The 22770-nt window shown below is 38.1% G+C and carries 18 protein-coding genes; 14 read left to right on the top strand and 4 right to left on the bottom strand.

Features of this window, described 5'->3' with window-relative positions; translation table 11 throughout:
• The first annotated feature begins 4 nt into the window (after positions 1 to 4).
• Positions 5 to 1387, top strand: a complete 1383-nt coding sequence (locus tag AAEU33_RS15020; protein ID WP_345988479.1) for an MFS transporter — start codon at positions 5 to 7, stop codon at positions 1385 to 1387.
• Here AAEU33_RS15020 and AAEU33_RS15015 read toward each other — a convergent pair.
• From AAEU33_RS15015 to AAEU33_RS15005, 3 genes are read right to left on the bottom strand one after another with little or no spacing between them, the layout of a single operon-like run.
• Positions 1374 to 2405: a LacI family DNA-binding transcriptional regulator gene (locus AAEU33_RS15015; RefSeq protein WP_172282789.1), complete on the bottom strand. Its 1032-nt coding sequence runs from the start codon at positions 2403 to 2405 to the stop codon at positions 1374 to 1376. The genes AAEU33_RS15020 and AAEU33_RS15015 overlap by 14 nt on opposite strands.
• A gap of 28 nt (positions 2406 to 2433) precedes the next feature.
• Positions 2434 to 2898, bottom strand: a complete 465-nt coding sequence (locus tag AAEU33_RS15010) for a PPC domain-containing DNA-binding protein (RefSeq protein ID WP_345988477.1) — start codon at positions 2896 to 2898, stop codon at positions 2434 to 2436.
• A 20-nt stretch (positions 2899 to 2918) separates the two neighbouring features.
• The gene (locus AAEU33_RS15005) at positions 2919 to 3761 is read right to left on the bottom strand and encodes an NAD(P)-dependent oxidoreductase (protein ID WP_345988475.1); all 843 of its coding nucleotides are present in this window, start codon (positions 3759 to 3761) and stop codon (positions 2919 to 2921) included.
• A 316-nt stretch (positions 3762 to 4077) separates the two neighbouring features.
• On the opposite strand from AAEU33_RS15005, the gene AAEU33_RS15000 reads away from it, so the two are divergent.
• From AAEU33_RS15000 to AAEU33_RS14980, 5 genes are all read left to right on the top strand, one after another.
• The gene (locus tag AAEU33_RS15000; protein ID WP_345988473.1) at positions 4078 to 4704 is read left to right on the top strand and encodes a chloramphenicol acetyltransferase; all 627 of its coding nucleotides are present in this window, start codon (positions 4078 to 4080) and stop codon (positions 4702 to 4704) included.
• Between the two features lie 154 nt (positions 4705 to 4858).
• Positions 4859 to 6046, top strand: coding sequence for an MFS transporter (locus tag AAEU33_RS14995; protein WP_345988471.1), 1188 nt, complete (start codon positions 4859 to 4861; stop codon positions 6044 to 6046).
• Positions 6047 to 6152: 106 nt separating this feature from the next.
• The gene (locus AAEU33_RS14990; RefSeq protein ID WP_345988469.1) at positions 6153 to 6851 is read left to right on the top strand and encodes a DsbA family oxidoreductase; all 699 of its coding nucleotides are present in this window, start codon (positions 6153 to 6155) and stop codon (positions 6849 to 6851) included.
• 114 nt (positions 6852 to 6965) lie between these two features.
• Complete coding sequence (locus tag AAEU33_RS14985; RefSeq protein ID WP_345988467.1) at positions 6966 to 7760, top strand: helix-turn-helix domain-containing protein; 795 nt, start codon at positions 6966 to 6968, stop codon at positions 7758 to 7760.
• Positions 7761 to 7830: 70 nt separating this feature from the next.
• The gene (locus AAEU33_RS14980) at positions 7831 to 8850 is read left to right on the top strand and encodes a S41 family peptidase (RefSeq protein ID WP_345988465.1); all 1020 of its coding nucleotides are present in this window, start codon (positions 7831 to 7833) and stop codon (positions 8848 to 8850) included.
• 93 nt (positions 8851 to 8943) lie between these two features.
• On the opposite strand, the gene AAEU33_RS14975 is transcribed toward AAEU33_RS14980, so the two are convergent.
• Positions 8944 to 10041, bottom strand: coding sequence for a taurine catabolism dioxygenase TauD (locus AAEU33_RS14975; protein ID WP_345988463.1), 1098 nt, complete (start codon positions 10039 to 10041; stop codon positions 8944 to 8946).
• Positions 10042 to 10254: 213 nt separating this feature from the next.
• Here AAEU33_RS14975 and AAEU33_RS14970 point away from each other — a divergent pair, with 213 nt between their 5' ends.
• The 8 genes from AAEU33_RS14970 to AAEU33_RS14935 are packed head-to-tail and all read left to right on the top strand — an operon-like array spanning position 10255 to position 22768.
• Complete coding sequence (locus tag AAEU33_RS14970; protein ID WP_345988461.1) at positions 10255 to 11778, top strand: aspartate aminotransferase family protein; 1524 nt, start codon at positions 10255 to 10257, stop codon at positions 11776 to 11778.
• Positions 11750 to 14176, top strand: a complete 2427-nt coding sequence (locus AAEU33_RS14965) for a GNAT family N-acetyltransferase (RefSeq protein WP_345988459.1) — start codon at positions 11750 to 11752, stop codon at positions 14174 to 14176. The genes AAEU33_RS14970 and AAEU33_RS14965 overlap by 29 nt, the downstream gene beginning before the upstream one ends.
• Positions 14169 to 15482 (top strand): SidA/IucD/PvdA family monooxygenase, encoded by a 1314-nt coding sequence (locus AAEU33_RS14960; RefSeq protein WP_345988457.1) that lies wholly within the window; start codon positions 14169 to 14171, stop codon positions 15480 to 15482. Before AAEU33_RS14965 ends, AAEU33_RS14960 begins: the two co-directional genes overlap by 8 nt.
• 6 nt (positions 15483 to 15488) lie before the next feature.
• Positions 15489 to 17297: an IucA/IucC family siderophore biosynthesis protein gene (locus AAEU33_RS14955; RefSeq protein WP_345988455.1), complete on the top strand. Its 1809-nt coding sequence runs from the start codon at positions 15489 to 15491 to the stop codon at positions 17295 to 17297.
• A complete protein-coding gene (locus tag AAEU33_RS14950; RefSeq protein WP_273648000.1) occupies positions 17294 to 18697 on the top strand; it encodes an MATE family efflux transporter in 1404 nt (467 codons plus the stop codon). Before AAEU33_RS14955 ends, AAEU33_RS14950 begins: the two co-directional genes overlap by 4 nt.
• Before the next feature lies 1 nt (position 18698).
• Positions 18699 to 18944 carry an acyl carrier protein gene (locus AAEU33_RS14945; protein ID WP_172282766.1) on the top strand — a complete coding sequence of 82 codons (246 nt, stop codon included), beginning with the start codon at positions 18699 to 18701 and terminating at the stop codon, positions 18942 to 18944.
• Positions 18945 to 18948: 4 nt separating this feature from the next.
• Positions 18949 to 20337 (top strand): AMP-binding protein, encoded by a 1389-nt coding sequence (locus tag AAEU33_RS14940; protein WP_345988453.1) that lies wholly within the window; start codon positions 18949 to 18951, stop codon positions 20335 to 20337.
• On the top strand, positions 20324 to 22768 hold the full coding sequence (locus tag AAEU33_RS14935) for a TonB-dependent receptor (protein ID WP_273648002.1): 2445 nt from the start codon (positions 20324 to 20326) through the stop codon (positions 22766 to 22768). Before AAEU33_RS14940 ends, AAEU33_RS14935 begins: the two co-directional genes overlap by 14 nt.
• Positions 22769 to 22770 lie beyond the last annotated feature (2 nt).

Raw genomic sequence — 22770 nt, 5'->3', positions numbered from 1 at the left:
AGCTATGGAAAGCAATAGGGTGAAAAACTATAGATGGGTTATTTGTTCATTACTATTTTTTGGAACAACCATTAATTATCTCGATCGTCAGGTCCTGAGTTTGCTTCATCCTATTTTGGAAGAACAATTTCAATGGTCCAATTCAGATTATGGGATCATCACAGCTATTTTCCAACTTTCTTACGCTTTTTTCATGTTGCTGGCAGGCAGATTTGTAGATAAAATGGGAACGAAAAAAGGATATGCGATTGCTTTGGTCATTTGGTCTGTCGGAGCTATTATTCACGCTTTTGCAATCCCAATGGGTGAGGTTTCAGTCCAAATATTAGGGGTATTAGGTTTCAGCGGACTTTCTATTTCGGTGACGGGATTCATTATTGCACGTCTGATTCTTGGTGTGGGAGAATCCGCAAATTTCCCTTCAGCCATTAAGGCAACCGCGGAATACTTCCCAAAAAAAGAACGTGCTTTGGCTACCGGAATCTTTAATTCAGGTTCAAATGTCGGAGCTATACTCGCGCCGCTCACAGTTCCGTGGCTGGCATATTATTATGGCTGGCAAAGTGCTTTTATTATCATTGGCTCTTTAGGGTTTTTCTGGTTGATCTTATGGTTGATTTTTTATGATACCCCGGTAAAACAAAAAAGATTGTCACCTGAGGAGCTAAACTATATATTATCAGATTCGACTTCTGACATAAAAACTGAAGAAGAAAAGAAATATAAAGTTTCCTGGCTAAAGCTGTTGACGTTTAAACAAACCTGGTCATACTCATTAGCCAAATTCCTAACAGATGGGGTATGGTGGTTTTTCTTGTTTTGGCTGCCATCCTACCTGAACAAAAAATTCCATCTTTCAGGCTCGGATATTATACTTCCTTTAAGTGTATTGTATACCATGACCATGATCGGAAGCATTTGCGGAGGATGGCTGTCCATGTATTTTATCAATAAAGGATTTGCTCCTTATGATGGCAGGATGAAAGCAATGTTTTATATTACTTTAGTTCCATTGATCGTTCTTTTTTTAGTTCAGCCTTTATCCGGAATATCGTATTGGGTTCCTGTTATTTTAATCGGATTAGCAGCTTCTGCACACCAAGCCTGGTCAGCAAATGTATACACTACTGCTTCGGATATATTTCCCAAAGCAGCAACAGCAAGTATTACAGGAATTGGAGGCATGGCAGGCGGGATGGGTGGAGCACTCGTTTCTTTTTTTGTAGGAAAAGTCTTTGACTATTATCACCGTATCGAAGATCCCAACCTAGGATATACATTAGTATTTTCAGCTTGTGCTGTTGCCTATCTTGTGGCATGGATCATTATGAAACTGCTTGTCCCAAAAGCAAAAATCATCAGAATAGAAGAAATCACAAATCTGTAGATTTATTAAAATGAATTGTAGTATCCAATAAAATAGTTTCATAAGCCCTATGTCTTTTATGTTGTTCCATATTTAATAAATCAACAAGTTTAGTAAGAGCCGTAAAACCTATCTCTTGTGTAGGTTGACGTATACTTGAAAGAGAAGGATTAAGAGCAAAAGGCATATCAAAATTTGAAAATCCAATCACGGCAATTTCCTCCGGTACTTTCACCTTCATCTGAGCTAAAATCCCAAGGACACGGATTGTAATCACACCCGTAGCCCCAAATATAGCATTAGGCTTTACCTTGGATTTTAATAATTCGGTGAGTGCCTGCGAAATTTGTTGATCCATCATTTCACTATTTTCAAGATTACAGGTAAGCATAAATTTGGGATAAAAAGGAATATCTAAGGTTTTTAGTGCTTTTTTAAATCCTTGAATTCGTGGATTATTTTCTCCAAATTGACATCCTGTAATAAATACTATTTTCTTTCGATTAATCCTGATGAGATGCTGAGTAGCTTGCAAGGCTCCTTTATATTCATTAACTCCTATTTTCATCGTTTCTAAAGAAGGATTGAAACGATCAAACAAAACAACAGGACAAACTTCCGAATTGATTTGACGCAAATATTCTGTATTGGATGTTTCACTGACAGGGGCTAGTAAAATGCCATCCACCCCTTTATTCAATAATGCCTCAATACATGATTTTTCATTTTCTACATTTTCATGACTCTGCATGATGATAATATCATATTCTGTCTCATAAGAAGCTTTTTGTATTCCATCCAAAATTTGAGAAACAAAAATATTGTTGATGGAACAGACGACTACTCCAATCGTATTGGAATGACCTCCCTTTAAGCTTTTGGCTAAGCGATTGGGCTTATAATGATTTTCTTTTGCGTAGTTCCGAACTCTTATTTTTGTTTCCTCACTGATTTCATAACTATCATTTAAAGCTTTAGAAACTGAAGAAACAGAAAGTCCCAAACTTTGTGCAATATGTTTTATGGTAATTTTTGTCATTCTATCAATTGCTTTTTATCGATTCAGCTTATTCCTTTTCAAAGTCATAAAAATTAATCCCAACTTCTACATCTTTGACCTTGAATATTCTGGTATCCAGCGGATAAAAAATAAATTCTCCGGCACCGCAAATTTTTGCATCCAAAAGATGTCCTGCCAGAGCTGTATAATCCTGTCTGCCTAACGTGATATGCAAATGGAGTAGTGGCTGACCGTTGAGCTCAGAAACATTCCCGGAAATATTGGAGACTTCCATTTGTTCATTGAAAGTTTTATCTACATATTTCTTTGTTGAGGGCACAAAATAACGAAGTGTCGCTTCACTTACAGCACCAATTCCTGTTATTTCTCCCGATTTGATGTCTTGATTTATTACAAAATCGGTCAACGCTTCCACAATACCTGAATGGTTTTTCAGACTCACAATATAAGTGGAATTTACTTTTTTAGCAGTCCAGTTATTTCCTTTTAAAATAGCAGTATTCGTACTCATCATATTTCAGTTTACACTTATTATTTCTTAAGATAATTGATGATCCCGATAACATCATCTTTTCCAAATCCTTCATCATGGGCAGATTGATAGGTTTCAATAAGCGTTTTTGATAAAGGATAATCAGCTCCTGCATTATGGGCTAAAAGGATATCTTTTAACATCAGATCCAGGGCAAATGCCGGTGCATAATCATCATTGATCAGTAGTGGTGTTTTTACTTTTGTGGCACCACTTCCACTTGCACTTTCATTAATGATATCAAGCATGTCCTTCCTGTCGATTCCCAATTTATCTGAAAATAAGACCGTTTCCGCAAGGCCCTGATAGAGCGTAGACAGAAAATAATTCACCGAAAGCTTAGCCGCGATTCCTTTTCCGTTCTCTCCTAAATGTCTGATCTTTCCCAGCTTTTTTAAATAAGGTTCAGCACGATCAAGATCCTTTTCACCACCTCCTGCCATGATGATCAATGTTCCATCAGCTGCAGGTTTGGTACTTCCTGCTACAGGTGCATCGATAAAACCGGCTTCCTTTATCTTAACTGCAGAGGAAATATCATTGGTCGCTTGTGGAGAAATGGTACTCATATCGACGAAAAGTTTTCCATGAATATCCTCTGAAAGAATTTCTTCATATACCTGGCGCACTGCTGTATCATTGGTCAGCATTGTAAAAATAACATCACTGTTTTTTACCAGCTTAGTAACTTTGGTATATACGGTTGACTTCTCCTTAAAATCATTTGCTTTTTCGGTGGTTCTGTTATAGACAGACAAAGGAAATCCTGCTTTTTCTAAATTTTTAGCCATGGGATGCCCCATATTTCCTAATCCGATGAATCCAATTTTTGCGTCTTCCATATTTTTATTTTTTGTAAAATGTAAAAAGTATTAATACTGAATTGAAAGTTGGAAAATGCAGCTTAAAGATTAGATAAATAATGATAATTATGTATGGTTGTTCATAACTGCCTCAGATTTCATATCCTGTAACCATTGATTTAAAATCCGGGATTCATAATTTACTTCTTATTTCTTAAGCCTTACAATGTGTTTTTCTATCCAAACAACAATCAACGTATCAAAATTACGCATTCCAAATTCAATTTTATTACCCTTACATTTTTTATAATGAGAAAACTTACAGAAATTTGCAGAAAAAATAAGCAGTATAAAAATGAAGATCATTGATGTTGAAAAGTGGAACAGAAAAGAACATTTTAATTTTTTTTCAAAAATGGCAAGTCCTTATTTTGGTTTTACAGCAGAAGTGGATTGTACAAAAGCTTATGATACTGTAAAAACTAACGGTCATTCTTTTTTTGCCTATTACCTTCATAAATCAATGGCTGCCGTGAATTCTGTTGAAGAACTGAAAATGAGAATTGTTGATGATCAGGTGGTCATTTTCGATGTCATCGATGCGGGAAGTACAATTGCCAGGGCAGACGGAACTTTTGGTTTTTCTTACATCCCTTTTTCAGAAAGCTTTGACGTTTTCAATAAAGAATTACAAAAAGAAATTCAGGCTGTACAAAACTCCACAGGATTAAGATTAAGTACTGATACCGTCACCAAAGCTTTAATAAGACATTCTACTATTCCCTGGAATTCTTTCAGTGCATTGCTGCATCCTACGAATTTTGATAAGACGGAATCTATTCCGAAAATTACATTTGGAAAATACAGCATCCGTAACGGAAGGAAATATTTACCGGTTTCCATAGAAGCTCATCACGGTCTGGCAGATGGTCTTCATCTGGCAAAATACTTTGAAGAATTTCAAAAACAATTGGATTTGTAACGAATAATTTTAATGTAATTAAATTATCTTTGCAGGTAATTAAAAGGTTTCTTTTTCTTTCTGACCGGAATTTAAATCCTCGATTTGATTCCGGAAATCAGGAAAGATACTTATCTCATTATTCTATAATTAATTTTGAATTTAAAACGTTAGTATGCAGGCGAGTTCTTCTCAGGGCATTTCCAGAACTGTGATATGGCTGATGGCTATTATTTCAGGGTTGGTAGTTGCCAACAACTATTATAATCAGCCACTATTGGCACTCATTTCAAATGACGTACAGATTTCAGAAAGTGCTGCCAGCAAAATATCCGTACTGACCCAGATAGGATATGCACTGGGATTGCTTCTTATCGTTCCGTTGGGTGATAAATTTTTCCGTAAAAAACTGATTTTGATTGATCTTCTCTTGGTTTTCGGATCACTTTTATGGATGACCTTTGCTACTCAACTATGGATGCTGTATGCGGCGAGCTTACTGATCGGAATGACCTCTGTTATTCCGCAGCTTTTTGTTCCTATCGCAGCAGAACTTTCATCTGATGAAAAGAAATCTTCCAATATAGGATTGGTAATGTCCGGATTACTTTTGGGTATTCTCTTATCCAGGTTTGTAGGGGGAATCCTGGGAGAAATTCTGGGTTGGAGGGCCGTTTTTGGTATTGCGGCAGGCTTGATGATACTCGTTTGGTTTTCAGTGTATAAAATGCTTCCTGAGCTCTCACCAAATTTTAAGGGGACTTACAAAGATCTGATGCGTTCTGTATTTCATCTCGCAAGAACACAGCCTGTTTTACAACTGGCCTCTTTCCGGGGCGCAATGGCTTTTGGCTCTATGTGTGCTTTATTTACCACTTTGGTTTTTCATATGGAGAAACCTCCATTTAATGCCGGTTCATCTGTGGTAGGGAGTTTTGGTCTGGCGGGGGCAGTAGGTGCTTTAGCCGCAGCCAAAGTCGGGGCATTCCAAAAGTTCATGAATATCAACAGGATCATATTCTACTCACTACTAATCGTTTTAGGCAGCTGGGCTTTTACCTATTTTGCAGGATACACGTATTGGGGTTTGATTGTGGGAGTCATCCTGGTTGATCTGGGAGTACAATCCAGTCATATTATGAATCAAACCAGTTATTTTCTGATCAGAACCAATGCGGTCAACCGCCTGAATACGGTTTATATGGTCTGCTACTTTATCGGTGGATCATTAGGAACATGGCTGGCATCGGTTGCATGGCATTACGCACAGTGGGAAGGGGTGTGCTTCGTTGGGGCAAGCTTTGGTCTCTTAGCTTTAATCGCTCATTTGATCTTTAGCAGGAAAGTAAGTAAAACATTGTAATCCGCGTTTCTATTCGTGAAACAAAGTAGATTCAAGTTAAATGTAATAAATTTTGTTACATTAAAATTAAATGGTAACTTTGCAGAACATTACAACAAGAATTACAATGAAAATAGAAATATGGTCGGACGTTATGTGTCCGTTTTGTTATATAGGAAAAAATAATTTTGAACAGGCTCTTCAAAAATTGCCATTCAAAGATCAGGTAGAAGTAGAGTGGAAGAGCTTCCAGCTGGATCCTACCTTAAATACAGGTGAAACAAAGAATACACTTTCCTACTTCAGAGAGAAAAAAGGCTTTCCTGAGACCCAGGCTGCGCAAATGATCAGCCAGGTTACTCAAATGGGAAAAGGGGCTGGTATTGATTTCAATTTTGAAACTGCGCTTATAACCAATACGTTTCCTGCACATAAATTGTTGCATTTATCTAAAAAATACAACAAGTCCAATGAAATGGAGGAAGCTCTGTTCATCGCCCATTTTATTGATGGCAAAAACGTGGGGGATGTTGATACGTTGGCAGAAATTGCAGAATCACTGGGTATTGATAAAGAGGAGGCAAAGCATGCAGTAACTTCAGAGGAATTGACATCAGAAGTCAATGAAGACATCCAACAAGCCAGAAATAATGGAATTACCGGCGTTCCATTTTTTGTTTTAAATGGGAAGTATGCTGTTTCGGGCGCTCAACCTGTTGAAGTTTTTGAAAATGCACTCCAGCAAACGTATAAAGAAACGGTTTCTCCATTCACAGATCTTTCTAATGGAGAAAATGCCTGTGGCCCCGATGGATGCAGCATTTAACTGATATAATATTCAGAAGACAATTAAATTATGTTATATAGAAAAACCTGAAGAGATTTTCTTCAGGTTTTTCTTTTGTATTTGTAATTTTATACCCTTATTTATTGTCAGATTATGGATATCCATTTTTACCAACCAAGAAATCCTGTTCTTAAAAAATATATCCAGGGATATTATTTTATGGATAAAGATGAATCTGCTTCGTCTATCAGATATCTGACATTTCCAAACAATTTTTTCATTGTTTCAGCCTGTCAGGATGCCGAGATCAGATCGGATGAAGGCAGTATGGAAATTTATCATTCTCCCATAAAAAATATAGTGATTGATTTGGTCTCCCGATGCACAGGATCTACGGAAATCTTTTATGAGAAACCCATTAATGAAATTACCATCTACTTTAAACCTTTGGGGATCTATCATTTTTTTAATGCTGACAAATGCTTAATTCTAAAAGATAAAATTTTATCTTCGGACTTTCGTGAGGCTATGGATAAGATACTGAATGAACACGGGAAGGAAATACAAATAAAAGCCCTGGAAGATTACCTGCTATCTAAATTCATTGATAAGCATCTGACTGGAGCCGAAAACATCATCAAAGACCTTGAGAATGATATCAGTATCCTGGACATTGCTGAAAAGAATGGCATTACAAGACAATACGTTAATAAAATTACCAAACGGTTTGCAGCAAAACCAGCCTCCGAATACCGTAAAATAAACCGGTTTCGAAATTCCCTGCTGCAAAACAAACAGGTGAAAAATCTTACGGAATTATCCTATGAAAATCTTTTTTACGACCAGTCTCATTTTATCAAAGATTTTAAGGAACTTACTCAAATAACTCCAAAAACATTCTTCAAAAAAGTTAATACAGAACAAAATAATATCTGGTTATTTATTTAATCTGTTTCCTTTTTTACAATTCTCAATATTTCCTGCCCCGTACTTTTGTCATGAACTTAAATTATATCTCATGAAGAAAACACTTGTCCTCATCTCATTATTATATTCTTTATCATTTGGCTGCCAGAAAACAAACAACCCTGTTGTGAAAGATATTCTGGAAAAGGTCAAAGATCACTATACGGATAAAGATCTTTATAAAAAGCTTGAAACGGAATTTCAACCGGAAGACTGGGATACACTGACCGGAAAAGAACTGGCTCAGAAGCTTACTGAAAAATTGAGGACTGTGTCCGGTGATCAGCATTTTTTTATTAAATACAAGGACGGTCTAACATCTGAAAACAAGAAAAATGCAAAGGAAACCGCCGCTGAAAATAATTTCCTTAATAGCCTTGAAAATTTCGGATTCGAAAATGTAAAAAGATTGGAAGGGAACATTGGTTATATTAATTTCAAAGGGTTTGCAGAATCCCATTCAAGTGCAAAAACACTTGCATCAGTAATGGATTTTGTTGCGAATACCAACTCTTTGATTATTGATCTTCGTGAAAACAGAGGAGGTGATAACGGAATGCTTATCTTATTTTGCAGTTATTTTTTCAAAGAAAAAACCAATCTGTATTCTACCTATTTCAGAGACAAAGAAAAAACGGTTCAAAATACTACCCGAACAAAAGTTTTAGGAAAAAAATACCTTGATAAAAATGTCTATATCCTTACGAGCAGGTCTTCTTTTTCTGCTGCGGAAGGATTAGCCTACTTTCTTAAAAACTATAAACTCGCCAAAATCATTGGAGAAAATACCGGAGGGGCGGCAAATCCTGTAGACGAATTTATTATTGCAGATCAATACCTCACCGTTATTCCAGTCGGAAAAATTACAGCCACAATAACCCATGGAAACTGGGAACACACAGGTGTTTCCCCGGATATAAAAACCACATCGGAAAATGCTTTAAAAACAGCATATATTCTGGCTTTAAAAGAGATCATGAACAGTAAAATACAAACAGAATTAAATAGGGATGAACTGGAAAGTCTTATTGAGAAATTAGAAAATGAGAAAAGCAAGATGGCAATTTTCTAAGCTTATATTTTCCAAATTGTAATACATCATAAAAATCCTTTCTGCACAAATGCTCAGAAAGGATTTTATAGTAAAATTTAAATCTTTAAATGATTAGAAGTCTTTGAAGTTTTTACCCAAATGTTCTTCTATTACAAAGAATGGATCTTCTTTAAGGGTATGTCCCCTCATATCTATAAGACTTACTTTACTCATCATACGAAGCATGATCCTTCTTTCACAGGTATGTTCAACACCATTAATATTTTTTATTCCCGCGCGGAAAGCGGATCTTCCGTGGGCACATAAATGGTTATTAACGACGATAACGTCTCCTGCCTGAGGAGTAAAATCCGAATAAATCAGATGTTTTGCTTCCTGCCAGAATTTACTGAGCGCATGATGGGCAATATCTGTTTGCTTAATATCCGGATTAAACAATTGCTCTGCGGCATCAAATCTCATAAACGGCAATTCCTTATTTCCGTATAAAATAGCATCTAAAGTATCGATTTCCTCTGCCTCGGTTTTTAGATTTGCATCCTTAGGAATCTTAAAGATCGGATCAAATAAAGGTTTGTAATCTTCATGAATAGATTCATGGGAACGGATAGAGTAAAGGGTAGAAGGTACCTGCTCTTCATTACGGATATACATAAAGCTTAAAAAGTCTGCCTGATGTTTAAGAAAAGCATCTTCCGTATGGACATACAGATCTGTAGCTGATCCTGATCCCGTCTGAGTATCCCGCATTTTTTCATCCGGAATGATCGCATGGATCAGCCCGCCTCCCTTACGCTGTGAATAATACTGTACCGGTTTCGATGGAAGGGTACCATGCAACAAAGCACAGGCAAATCCGTATTGATTGAATTTTGAGTAATCCGCCGATTGCCAGTTGGGTGGAGTCGTTCCTATTTTTTCCTGGTCAATATCAAAAAGGCCCTGGAAAATCAATGCACCATACTGCTCTCTGGAAAAATCGCTGGCAAATGACGCCAGAACCTTTAATAATCTTTCCGGTAAAAAATAAGAGGCCAGTTGATGAACCTGCATGACAAACTCTCTGTTTTCAAAAGTTCCATATTTTCTTTCGAGATGATCTACCGCGTCTTTGATCATCCTGCGCTCGCTATCTGTAATCTGAATGGCTACAGGAAGTACTCTTTCCATAGTCAAACTGCTTTCTTCAAGAATTTTTAGAGAATTCATTAAAAAAAATTTTGTGTTAGGATTAAATTATTATATTTGTTTTTAATTATTCTAAATAACAATTGCGTTGTCAAATTTATGAATTTTTAATTAAGTACCAAATAAAAAATGCAAAAAAACAAAACTTAACGTATTGATTACGAGATAGATAAACTATGTCCAAATAAAAATAAGTCAACACCATTTTTTTTAATCAACGTTATAAATAAATATATGAACAACGAAATTTTGCCTCACGAAGGAGTGATAAACGACACTTTGAATCACTTTTCGGGGAAATTTGAAAACATTTTTCATCAGGATAATTATGATCACTATCGTTCCGCTATCAATGACACTTTAGACCTGGTCGGAACATTTCTTCATAGAAACGACAAACCATTTAGCGGAATAGAAGCTAAAACAATGAAACAAAAGGTTCAGCACATTGACCTGAACCAAAAACTCTCTTCTTATGAAGAGCTCCTGAATGAGGTGGATGACATCTACGTAAAGCATGCCACAGCCTTTCACCTTCCTCAATATGTAGCCCATCTCAATTGCCCTATTGTAATTCCGGCATTAGCCGGAGAAATCCTTGTGAGCGCTATCAACTCTTCACAGGATACTTATGATCAGAGTGCCGGTGGCACTTTTATGGAAAGAAAACTGATTGACTGGACAGCAGAAAGATTAGGGTATTCTTCTGAAAGTGATGGTGTATTCACCGCAGGAGGTTCACAAAGTAATCTGATGGGATTGGTGATGATGCGGGATGTCTTCTCTCAAAAAAACTTACATCACAACATCAAACAAGACGGCTTACCGCCTGAAGCCGGCCGTTTTAGAATTTTCATTTCCGATAAAGCGCATTTCAGCAATTCAAAGAATGCATCTATTATGGGGTTAGGGGAAAAATCCATAATAAAAGTTCCCACTGACCATGAATTCCGGATGGATATTACATTGCTTCAGAAATACATGAAGCGTGAGATCGAATTAGGAAATATTCCTATCGGGATCATAGCAACGGCCGGAACAACAGATTTTGGCAATGTAGACCCATTGGAGGATATTGCGAATATCGCGGCTCAACATAATATCTGGATGCACGTAGATGCAGCATATGGTTGTGCCTTACTTTTAAGCGCGAAATACCGTCATCTTTTAAACGGCATTGAAAAAGCAGATTCTGTAACAATAGATTATCATAAATCATTCTTCCAACCGATCAGCAGTAGTGCTTTCATTGTTAAAAACAGGAGAGAACTTCGAATTCTTAAACATCATGCCGATTATCTGAATCCTGCAGAAATGGATGAGGAAGAGATTCCTGCACAGATCAATAAGTCTATTATACAAAGTACCCGTCGATTTGACGCCTTAAAACTTTGGTTTACCTTAAGAATGATGGGGCAGGAACAATTGGCTGAATATACCGACAGGGTGATTGATCTTACTAAAGATGCAGCAGCAATGATCACTGAAGACCAGGAATTTGAATTGCTATCGCATACTGACCTTAGTGTATTGGTATTCCGTTATCTGAGAGACGATATTGAAGATCTGAATGCACTGAACTTACATATAAAAATGAAATTGTTCTACAGTGGAGAGATCCTGGTAGCAAGTACCAAGGTTGATGGTAATTTCTATCTGAAATTTACTTTCCTGAATCCTATTACTACGACTGAAGATATTCATCAAATATTAAACACAATAAAAAAGCATGGAGAAAATTTTGGAACAACAAACTAATGTTGCAGAAAAAGCGCTTACCATTACAAGCAGAATCTTATTGAATGGTATGTTGCGGGAACTGGGGAACGGAAGATTTTATGAAGGAGTTCCAAAATATGATACCCTTACTGCCCGGGCACTTCAAAACAGCAATTACCCGCTATACATAAGATTTGAATTAAAAAAGAGCGATCTGTTTTTATTCGCCCCTGTTGCTTATCGTTCCGAAAGTTCATTTCACGATTATGCAATGCCTTTATGGGCCGTTGATCATAAAAATGAAAGCATTTTTGAGGTGGATATCGACCAGCTGACAGCTTTGGTTTATAAAGAGCTTTCTGAGCAATTCAGTGAACAAGGGTTGGAATTGTTTACCAAAAGAATCCAAAGCAGCTTCAGAAACCTGGAACTGATCATGAATGCTGGTGCTCAGGAGAATGATCCTGTGTCTTACTCCTTTCTGGAATCTGAGCAGAGGCTTCCGGCAGGGCATAATCTTCATCCTTTTACCAAAGCAAGGATGGGATTTTCAAAAGAAGAACAGCTTTTATATGGTCCTGAATTCAATAAAGAGATACAGCTTGAGTATTTTTTAGTGCATAAAAACAATGTTGTAGAAAACTCTGTTTTAGAGATCTCCTACAATGAATTTCTGAAAAGCATCGTTTCTCTGCCTTCGGACTTTGGAAAAAATGATCTTAAAGAAGGGGAAAGCCTGTCTGACTTCTATATCGTTCCATGTCATCCCTGGGAAGCCAGTTATCTTTTATCGATAAAAGAATGCTCGGAAATGATAGAAAACAGGACATTAATTCACATCGGAGCCCTGGGAGAAGGATTTTATTCAACATCTTCTATAAGAAGCATGTACAGCCCTCATATTCCATGGATGCCAAAGTTTTCCCTGAATGTTCTTTTAACCGGTTCGATCAGGATCAACACTGAAAAAGATTTAAAAAGAGGCTATGCTTCAGCACTATGGCGAAAGCACGCAGCTTCAGCATTTGAAAAGGATTTTAATCAGTTCAAACTTCTTTTAGAACCTGTAGCATTGGGAGTCTACCACAATGATAAAAACATTGATAGTCTTAATTTATTAGTTCGCGAAAATCCGTTTTTACCTGAAGATAAAATACTTTTACTCGCCAGGTTATGCCAGGATGAGCCTGCTGACGGAAAGACTTTTATACAGAAATTTTTCTCGGATGTTTCAGATGTCCTGGGAATGGGTCTTGAAGAATCCATAACCACATGGTTCGAAAAGTATATTAAACTATTAATCGCTCCATTAAACCACTTATACAGCCAATATGGAATGGCTCCTGAAGCTCATCAGCAGAACCTGTTGATTCAGCTGGATGATCAATTGCTTCCTCAAACACTTTTTGTAAGAGATGCACAGGGTTATCTCCTCAGAGAAAGTTCGAGAGACCAGTATACCGGGCTGGCTAAAGAATATCCGGAGATTGAGGATCTCTTTATCAAAGATGAGCGTCTTTTAGATATCATTTCTTATCATGTACTGGTGAGCAATTTTTCAGCACTTATCGCCTCATTAGGAAAAACAGGGTGGGTAAGTGAACGAATGCTGATTGATATATTATACCGGGAGTTTGATGCCGTTCACCATGAGATGCCTTCAGCGTTTACCAACTATGCCCTTCAAAACAGGTATTGGGGAACCAAAACAAACTTTAAGGCAGTAGCCAATGAGATTGATGGAATTACCAGTGCCGGGGCTATTTCTTATGCCAGGGTTCCCAACCTTCTTTACAAATATTTCTTCTCGGATCAGCTGATCAATCCAAAAGGAAACGATGTGTTCTTCAGGCGTTATTTTCAGAAAGAAGATGTTACAATCAGTATGCGTCCTATTAACCTTGATGAGGATCTTGAAATGCTTCATGAATGGTTCAATCGGGAGCATGCTGTAAAAATATGGCAGATGAACTGGCCGATTGACGAGCTGGAAACCTATTACCGACTGATGTTACCGGGTGATGAAGCCCACAGCTATATTATTTCGAGTAATGATGAACCTTCCTGCAATATTGAAGTTTACTGGCCATGCCGGGATATTGTGGGAGATTATTATGAAGTAATACCTACAGACTATGGGACGCATCAGTTTATAGCTCCGACAGATCCTAAAAAGAAATATGTTTCTCCTTCCACACAATCTATGGTAGATTACGTTTTTGCCCAACCGGAAGTTGGAAAAATGGTAGGAGAAGGCTCTGTAGATTCTTTTGCATCCATGATGAATAAGGCACATGTAGGCTTCAAAATAGAAAAAATCATTGAAATGCCACACAAAAAAGCCAATCTGAACTTCTGCTACAGAGAATGGTATTGGGAAAAATTCCCACAAAACAAAGATGTACAAATCACCGCAAAAATCGCTGAACATGACTAATGAAACCATATATAATGTAATAGGAATAGGTATCGGGCCTTTTAATTTAGGGCTAGCTGCTTTATCCAATCCTATATCTGAACTAAAAACACTTTTTCTTGATCAAAGGGATGGCTTCGACTGGCATCCGGGATTAATGATAGACCACGTAACCCTTCAGACACCGTTTTTGTGTGACTGTGTTTCGATGGCGGATCCTACCAATCCCTTAAGCCTTCTTAATTATCTTAAAGAAACCAACAGGTTATATAAATTCTTTATCAGGGAAGATTTCTTCATTCCCCGAAAAGAATACAACCGCTATTGTCAATGGGTAGTCAGCCAATTGCCACAATGCCGTTTTTCCACACAGGTTGTCGATATTATTTATGAAGACGGACTTTATCTGATTACCACACTTCACACCAAAACCAAGGAGGCGGTAGTTTTTAAAGCGGAAAGACTCATCCTCGGTACCGGGACACAGCCCCATATTCCTTCATTTATTCCGAAAGAAGATTCCAGGATCCTTCATACAAGTTCTTATTTGTACAGAAAAGAGGAGCTTTTATCTAAAGGCCGTAAAATAGCGGTAATTGGTTCAGGGCAAAGTGCTGCGGAAGTCTTTTACGATCTTCTTCAAAGCCGCAATGAAAATACGGAATTAGGATGGTATTCCCGACCTGACAGGTTTTTCCCGATGGAATATTCAAAACTTACCTTAGAGCTTACTTCCCCTGATTACGTAGATTATTTTTACAGCAGAAACGAAGCTGCCCGCAAAGCTATCTTAAGCAAGCAACAGGCACAGTTTAAAGGGATCAATTATGACCTGATCAACCAGATCTATGATTTTATCTATGATCTGAATATTGATAATGCCGATCCAAAGCTTACGATCATTCCCAACAGCCAGCTGGATCGGGTAGATAACAGCAATACAGAACGTCTTACCCTTGAATTTACACAATTGGAACAGGATATCCCTTATGAACAGGAAGCTGATTATCTCGTAATTGGAACAGGATACCGTTATCATGAACCTTCATTCTTAAAAAATATTGAATCAAGAATTAAAAGGGATTCCAACGGGTTATTTGCCGTGAACAGGAATTACTCAATAGATCATAACGGAGGTGAAATTTATGTGCTTCATGCAGAAGTCCATACCCACAGCTATATTTCTACCGACCTTGGAATGGCGGCTTACCGTAATTCTTATATCATCAATGATATTCTGGGAAGGGAGCATTATAAAATAGAAAAGAAAATAGCCTTCCAGGATTTTGACGTTGAAAAACACGCAATGCCAACCGCCAAAATATAATGAATAATGAGTAACGATAATACGATAATTAACCAGAAACACTGGCTACAGGCTAACAGGGACCTTATGGCCAAAACAATCGCCGAATTAATGCATGAGGAGCGATTAAAGCCTGTCGCTGTATATCAAGATGAAGAAGGATATACCATCTTCAGACTTGAGACAGGATTTGAAAACATAGAATATAGCTTCAGGGGACAGGAAAGAATGATGGATTTCTGGCATATTGATAAAGCCAGTATTACAAAAACAGAGAATGGCGAAAAAACCGACATCCTTAATATCCCTCAATTTTTCCTTGAAATGCAGGCGGTTTTTGATCTTGATTCCAATACATTAGCAAAATACACAGAAGAATTACTGCATACTTTATATTGTGATTCCCTGATCTTGTCCAGAGGGATTATGACTTCAAAGGATCTGGCATCCAGTAATTACCAGACAGTAGAGCACCAGATGACAGGTCACCCATGGGTTATCGTCAATAAAAGCAGATTAGGCTTTTCACCTACTGACCTTGAAACCTTTGCCCCGGAAGCGGATAAGAGCTTAAAAGTCCTTTGGTTTGCCGCTCATAAGAGCAGATCATCTTTTCATTCTTTAGGGCATATCGATCAGGAAGAATTTTACCGCTCTGAAATCGGGGATGAATTATATCAGAATTTTCAACAAAAACTGATCAATAAAGGAAAATCAGTTGAGGATTATCATTTCATCCCGGTGCATCCCTGGCAATGGGAACATAAGTTAAAGATCCATTTTGCCGGAGATCTTGTCTCCGGAATACTAATTCCTCTGGGAGAAGGGAATGACGTTTACAGCCCGCAACAGAGCATCCGTACTTTATTCAATGCAGATCATCCTGAGAAGAGATACTTAAAAACGGCTGTCTCCATTCTGAGTACCGGAAACATCAGAGGACTTTCCCCTAAACAGATGAAAATAGCACCCTCTATTACAGATTGGGTAAAAGGACTGATCAAAGGGGATGCTTATCTGGAAAATAAAGGAACCATATTTCTCGGTGAAGAAGCTTCAATCGCTTACCACCATCCGCAATACGGTGCTATTACAGGCGTTCCATATCAATATAATGAGTTCCTGGGAGCATTATGGCGTGAAAGTGCCGGATCTTATTTAAAGGAAGACGAAGAAATGTTTACCATGGCTTCATTGCTCTATGTGGATCAAAACGGAGTTCCCCTGGTACAAGCTTTTGCTGAAAAAGCAGGAATTAGTGTAAAACAATGGATCACAGATTATCTGGATGCTTATCTTACTCCTCTTCTTCATATCTATTACACCCATTCTCTTTGCGTAACACCTCACGGAGAAAACATTATGGTGGTATTGAGAAACGGGCTTCCACAAAGGATTGTTATTAAAGATTTTGTAGATGACATTGTTTTAACGACAGAAGCCAGAGAAAAATTACCGGATCATCTGGCAGACGGCCTGATTCAGTCTTCAAACAAGGAAAATGTTCCATTGTCCATTCTTCTTGGGGTTTTTGATGCCTTTTTCAGATATTTATCAAACGTTCTTCATACCTATTCGGATCTTAAAGAAGAAGAGTTCTGGACACTTGTTCATGAATGCATAGAGCACTACAAAAATCAAAACCCTGATTTAAAGGACCGCTATGCAAAATATGATCTGTATGTTCCGTCATTCAAAAGATTCTATATCAACAGTGTACGCTTGAAAAATAACGGTTACAGTGAAAACAAAGCATTTGCTATTCCAAAGAAAGATGGTGCTTTACCAAACCCATTGTACCAGATAGCCAATAAAAATTCTGTCGTGGCACTATGAAAAAGTTCCTGCATCTTGTAAAAGACGGTTCTGTATTTGCGTACGGAGCATTAGCCGGGAGAAAAACCGAGCTTACCAGCGGAAGCATCAACCGTTCAATCTTCAGTTTAGCCATTCCTATGGTGATGGAGCTTGTTATGGAATCTGTTTTCGTGAGTATCAATCTTTTAATTATTGCGAAGCTTGGAGATAAGGTCCTCGGACTTGTTGGTATTACAGATAACTACATCAATTTTGCCAACGCGATTGCCATCGGTCTTGGGATAGCGGCTGCTACATTAACGGCCAGGAGAGCAGGTGAAAAAGACAAGGAAGGAATGGGACAAACGGCACAGTATATCATACTGCTTGCGTTTGGATTTGCCCTCTTGGTTGGGGGACTGTCATTTATTTTCGCATCCGATATCATCGGCTTTCTCGGGATTAAACCCGATAGTATTGATCATGGAGTCCTTTTTTCCCAACTGGTATTTTTAAGTATCGGATTGGTTATTCTGAGGCTTTCCATTAACGGGCTTTTCAGAGGGGCCGGAGATGCCTCCCTTGCCATGAAATCCCTTTGGCTTTGCCATATATCGAGTATGGTATTCGCGGTCATCTTTGTTTTCGGACTTGGTTTTATTCCTGCTTACGGATTGATGGGATTAGCTTATGCTACTGTTTTATCCCGCCTGCTTGCGGTAATATACCAGTTTTTTATCCTCCTTACAGGAAAAACCAGTATCAAGATTGGTACGAAGTTTCACTTCGACCTTTCCTTAACAAAGAAAATCCTCAAAATTACATTTGGCGGACTGGTTCAGTATATTATTCCTGCCTCCAGCTGGCTGATTATGGTGAAGATTATTGCAACCTTTGGAACCACCGCACTTGCAGGTTACATTATTGCCCAAAGGATAGCTTCTGTGGCAACCATGCCTGCCTGGGGAATAGGAAATGCTGCGGGAGTTCTTACGGGCCAGAATCTGGGAGCAGGAAATCCGGATCGTGCGGAAAAAACCGTATGGAGGGCAGGAGGAATCAATATGACATATCTCGTGGCTGTTGCTTTATTCTGGCAACTGGCAGCGGAATATGTTGTTACCTTTTTTACTTCGGAAGCCCAGGTCGCTCAGTATGCAGTCCAGTATATCCACGTGGTTTCAATGGCTTATTTGTTATTAGGCTTTACAATGGTGATCAGCCGCGCACTTAATGCTGCCGGAAATATCATGCAGGTAACCCTGCTGTATATGATCATGTTTTATGTTATTCAGCTTCCTTTGGCTTATCTCCTTGGAGTAAGGCTTCAATGGGAACTGAAAGGAATATTTACAGCTATCGTTTCTTCGGAAATTGTACTGGCTGTACTTTTCCTTATGATCTTCAGAAATGGTAAATGGAAAACTATAAAAATTTAAAATGCACACAACAGACGAATTTTATGAAATTATTGCATCAGCAATTGCAGTAAAAAAAGAAATGATTGATGAAAACCTTACCTACCAGGAAATCCCGGAATGGGATTCTATGTCCCATCTTCTTATAGTAGAAGCATTGGAACAGTTCTACCAAATAAAGTTTGATTTTAATGATATTCTTGAAATGGGAACTGTAGGAAAGATCCGCGACAAAATGAAAAAATACGATGTACTCGTAGAAAACTAAGTATATGAAAATTTTAGAAAATGTAATTGCCAACAGAAGCCTCTCTTTTATAGAGGCTTCCAGTGGCAAAAGTGTTCCGGTAGGAACATTGTACCGGTCATTAGGCCTGAATCCTGTAGAAAAAGGATTGATTTTTTTATACAATGACAATCAGCTGTCCAGTATTGAAGTTTTACTGAACTTCTATGGTACGGCTCATGCCATTGCAATTCTGGGACAAAAGCTTCACCCGGACTTCAAAGAACGCCTGGAAGCAGAATACCGTCCGAAATACATCTTTGATCCGTCAAGGGAAAAGCTTCAGGGATATTCATCCAGAGAATTCTCAGAAACCATTAAAATCTTTGTTAGAGAAGATTATAAACCGGAAGTTTCTATTCATCCGGATATTAAGATTCTTTTAAGCACCTCGGGAACAACAGGAGTTCCTAAGCTGGTTAAGCTTTCGGATGAGAGTTTTTATAAAAATGCGGTGAGTATTCTGCAATACATGCCTATCCTGGAATCGGATGTAGTTCCGTTAAATGTCCCGATTAATTTCGTGTATGGTTTTTCGATTTTCACTACCAACTGTATGCGGGCAGGGAAAATAGTATGCACGGATAAAGATATTATGCAAAAGGCATTCTGGGATGAAATGGAAGAGTACGGATACAGTACACTGGGTGGCGTACCATACCTTTATGAAAATCTGAACCGAATAGGCTTCTTCAGAAAAGATAGTAAAAGCCTACGATACATGACCCATACAGGAGGGGTTATCAACGGAGAACTTCGAAAAACGATCTTCAATTACTGTCATGAATTTGAAAAACAATTCTTTGCCCAATATGGACAGACAGAAGCCGGAGGAAGAATGGCTTACCTCAGTACCGATGGACTTCTTGAAGAAGAAACGTCTATTGGTAGCCCGGTACACGGCGCAAGCTTTGAGATCGATCCGGAAACAGATGAACTTCTTTTCTTCCATGAAAGTATATGTGGAGGATATGCCAATACACTCCATGATCTTGCAACTTATGAGCAACCCAAAGTGCTTCGTACAGGAGACACCGCCAGGCGAGGACAAAATGGACTGTACTATATTACAGGAAGAATAAAACGCATCATGAAGCTATTCGGAATTCGTCTCAACCTGGATGAGGTTGAATTTATTCTTAAAAATGAACTGGAGGGAAACACATTTGTATGCCTGAATTCCAATGACAAAAAGATCATTGTATTATATGACAACAATGAAATTGATCCTCAGATTATCACTGAAACCATAAAGAATAAATTACGCATCAATCCTCAATATGTACGCACGGAACATATAGAGACATTTCCACTATCACAAAACGGCAAAATAAATTATCCTCTGTTACAAAACCTTCAGCATGAAAACATTTAGAACCCTTATATTACTTTTACTTCTTGTCAGCTTTCCCGTAATTGTCTCTGCACAACAGAGCGAACGTGTCAACGGCAAGATCATGCTGTCTGATAAAGCACCGGTAAAAAACGCGCTTTTAAGACTAGTAAATACGCCTTATCAGGCAAAAACCAATAATTCAGGAGAATATTATTTTGACAACGTGCCGCCTGGGGAGTATACTCTTCAGGTGGTTTTAAATGATATCGAACTCACACGTGAAACCATTCGTATTGAGAAAGATGTCTATGAAATCCCGGTTATTTATACCGCGGTGGAGAACAATGTTATTGAAGGAATTACCGTATATGCCGTAAGCAGAAATAAATTTCTCGATAAGGACAGTACTTCAATTGCTAAAATGCCGTTGAAAAACCTGGAAAATCCACAGATGTACACCAGCATCAATCAACAAATCCTTAAAGAACAGCTTGTTTATGATGTTTCAGATGCTTTGAAAAACGTTCCTGGTGTTGTGAAAATGCAAGGAAGCGCCGGAAGAGCAGGAGACGGAAGTTTCTACTATAACTTAAGAGGTTTTCCAACAAGAGTTTCGATGGTAGACGGTGTCCCGGCAACCACCAACTCTGAAATTGATCCTTCAGATATTGAACGTATTGATGTAATCAAAGGACCTTCCGGAACATTATACGGTGGAGCGGTAACATCATTTGGCGGACTGATCAATGTTGTAACCAAAAAACCAAAAGATTATTTCGGGGGAGAAGTTTCCTATTTATTGGGAAGTTATAACCTGAATCGTGTTACAGCTGATGTTTATGGTCCGATCACCGATTCCAGAAAAACGTTATTCCGATTAAATGCAGCATATCAGTATCAGAACGGATTCAGGGATTCTGAGTTCAGAAAGTCTATGTTTGTGGCTCCTACACTGAGTTACCAGGTTAATGACAGATTAAAGTTCAATCTTGGAGCGCAGATTTATACCTACGAAGGAACGAATACGCCGATTATTTTCCTTGCCAGAACACGCCCGTTTGAAGCACATACTCCTCAGGAGCTTGGATTTGACTGGAAAAGATCATATTCCAACAATGATATGAGTTTAAAAGCTCCGTCTATCAATGTAAAAGCTGAGGTTAATTATAAAATTTCCGACAACTGGAGTTCGCAGACTTTGATTTCGAGAAACTACAGAAAAACAGAGGGATTATACCAGTATCAATTTATCCGATCACCTAAAAGAGACGATATGCTGGAGCGTAACGTACAATGGCAGAATTCCGAAGGAGCTTCCACAAGTATCCAGCAGAATTTTAACGGACAATTTAAAATTGGGAAAATTAAAAATAAACTCCTGATCGGATTGGATTATTTAAATCAGTCACTGAACAATAATAATTCTCCAATCGTAAAGTATGATACGATCAACGGAAGGGATCTTACGGGTAAATACGGTGCAATATCAAAAGATCTGGCACTTCAGAAAATACAGATTTTCACACAAAATGCTATTACTAAAACAGGAAAATCGCCATTGGAAAGAAATACAATTTCAAGTAATATGTATGGGGCTTATATTTCTGATGCCGTTTATATTACCGACCGTTTAATTACATTGCTAAGTTTACGTTTTGATCATTATGAAAGTAAAGGTCAACTTGACCTTAATACCAATACGAATACAGGTGCATTCAATCAGAATGCCTGGTCACCGAAACTGGGTATTGTTTACCAGGTATTTAAAGATCGCCTGTCTGCATACGCCAACTATATGAATGGTTTTAGCTATGTAGCTCCGAGCTCTCAGCCGCTTCCAGATTATAGCGGAGATTTTAAACCTCAAAGATCTAATCAATGGGAAGCTGGAATTAAAGGAAATTTGTGGAGAAACAAGGTGAATTTCACGATCGGATATTACAATATCCTTGTCGACAATATGCTAAGGGCAGATGTTGTGATTCGAGATGGAAAAGGGTATAATGTAACCATTCAGGATGGAGAACAAAGAAGTAAAGGAATTGAAATTGAAACCATTTTAAACCCTATCCATGGTTTAAATATTATGGCAGGATATTCATACAATGACAGTAAATTTGTAAGATCCGCGGCAAATGTGGAAGGCCGCCGTCCTTCATCTTCGGGTCCTGCAAATGTATTCAATTCATGGATCAGTTACATACTCCCAATCAACGGACTACAGGGATTAGGTATAGGTTTCGGACTTAATCGTGTAGGTAAACAAATAACAGTGGATAATGCAACTACAGGACAATTTATATTTCCTGCCTATACATTGATCAATGCTTCTGTCTCTCTTGAAAAAGAAAGATACAGACTAGGATTTAAAATGAATAATTTAGGGAATGCCCAATATTTTGCAGGGCAAGGTGTTGTAGTAGCCCAAATGCCTCGTAATTTTGTTGCTGAGGTTAGCCTTAAGTTTTAATA

Source organism: Chryseobacterium sp. Chry.R1, from assembly GCF_039645525.1.
Taxonomy (GTDB): Bacteria; Bacteroidota; Bacteroidia; order Flavobacteriales; family Weeksellaceae; genus Chryseobacterium; species Chryseobacterium proteolyticum.
Note: the sequence above shows the minus strand (reverse complement) of the source record. Positions and strands in the feature narration are given on the sequence as shown.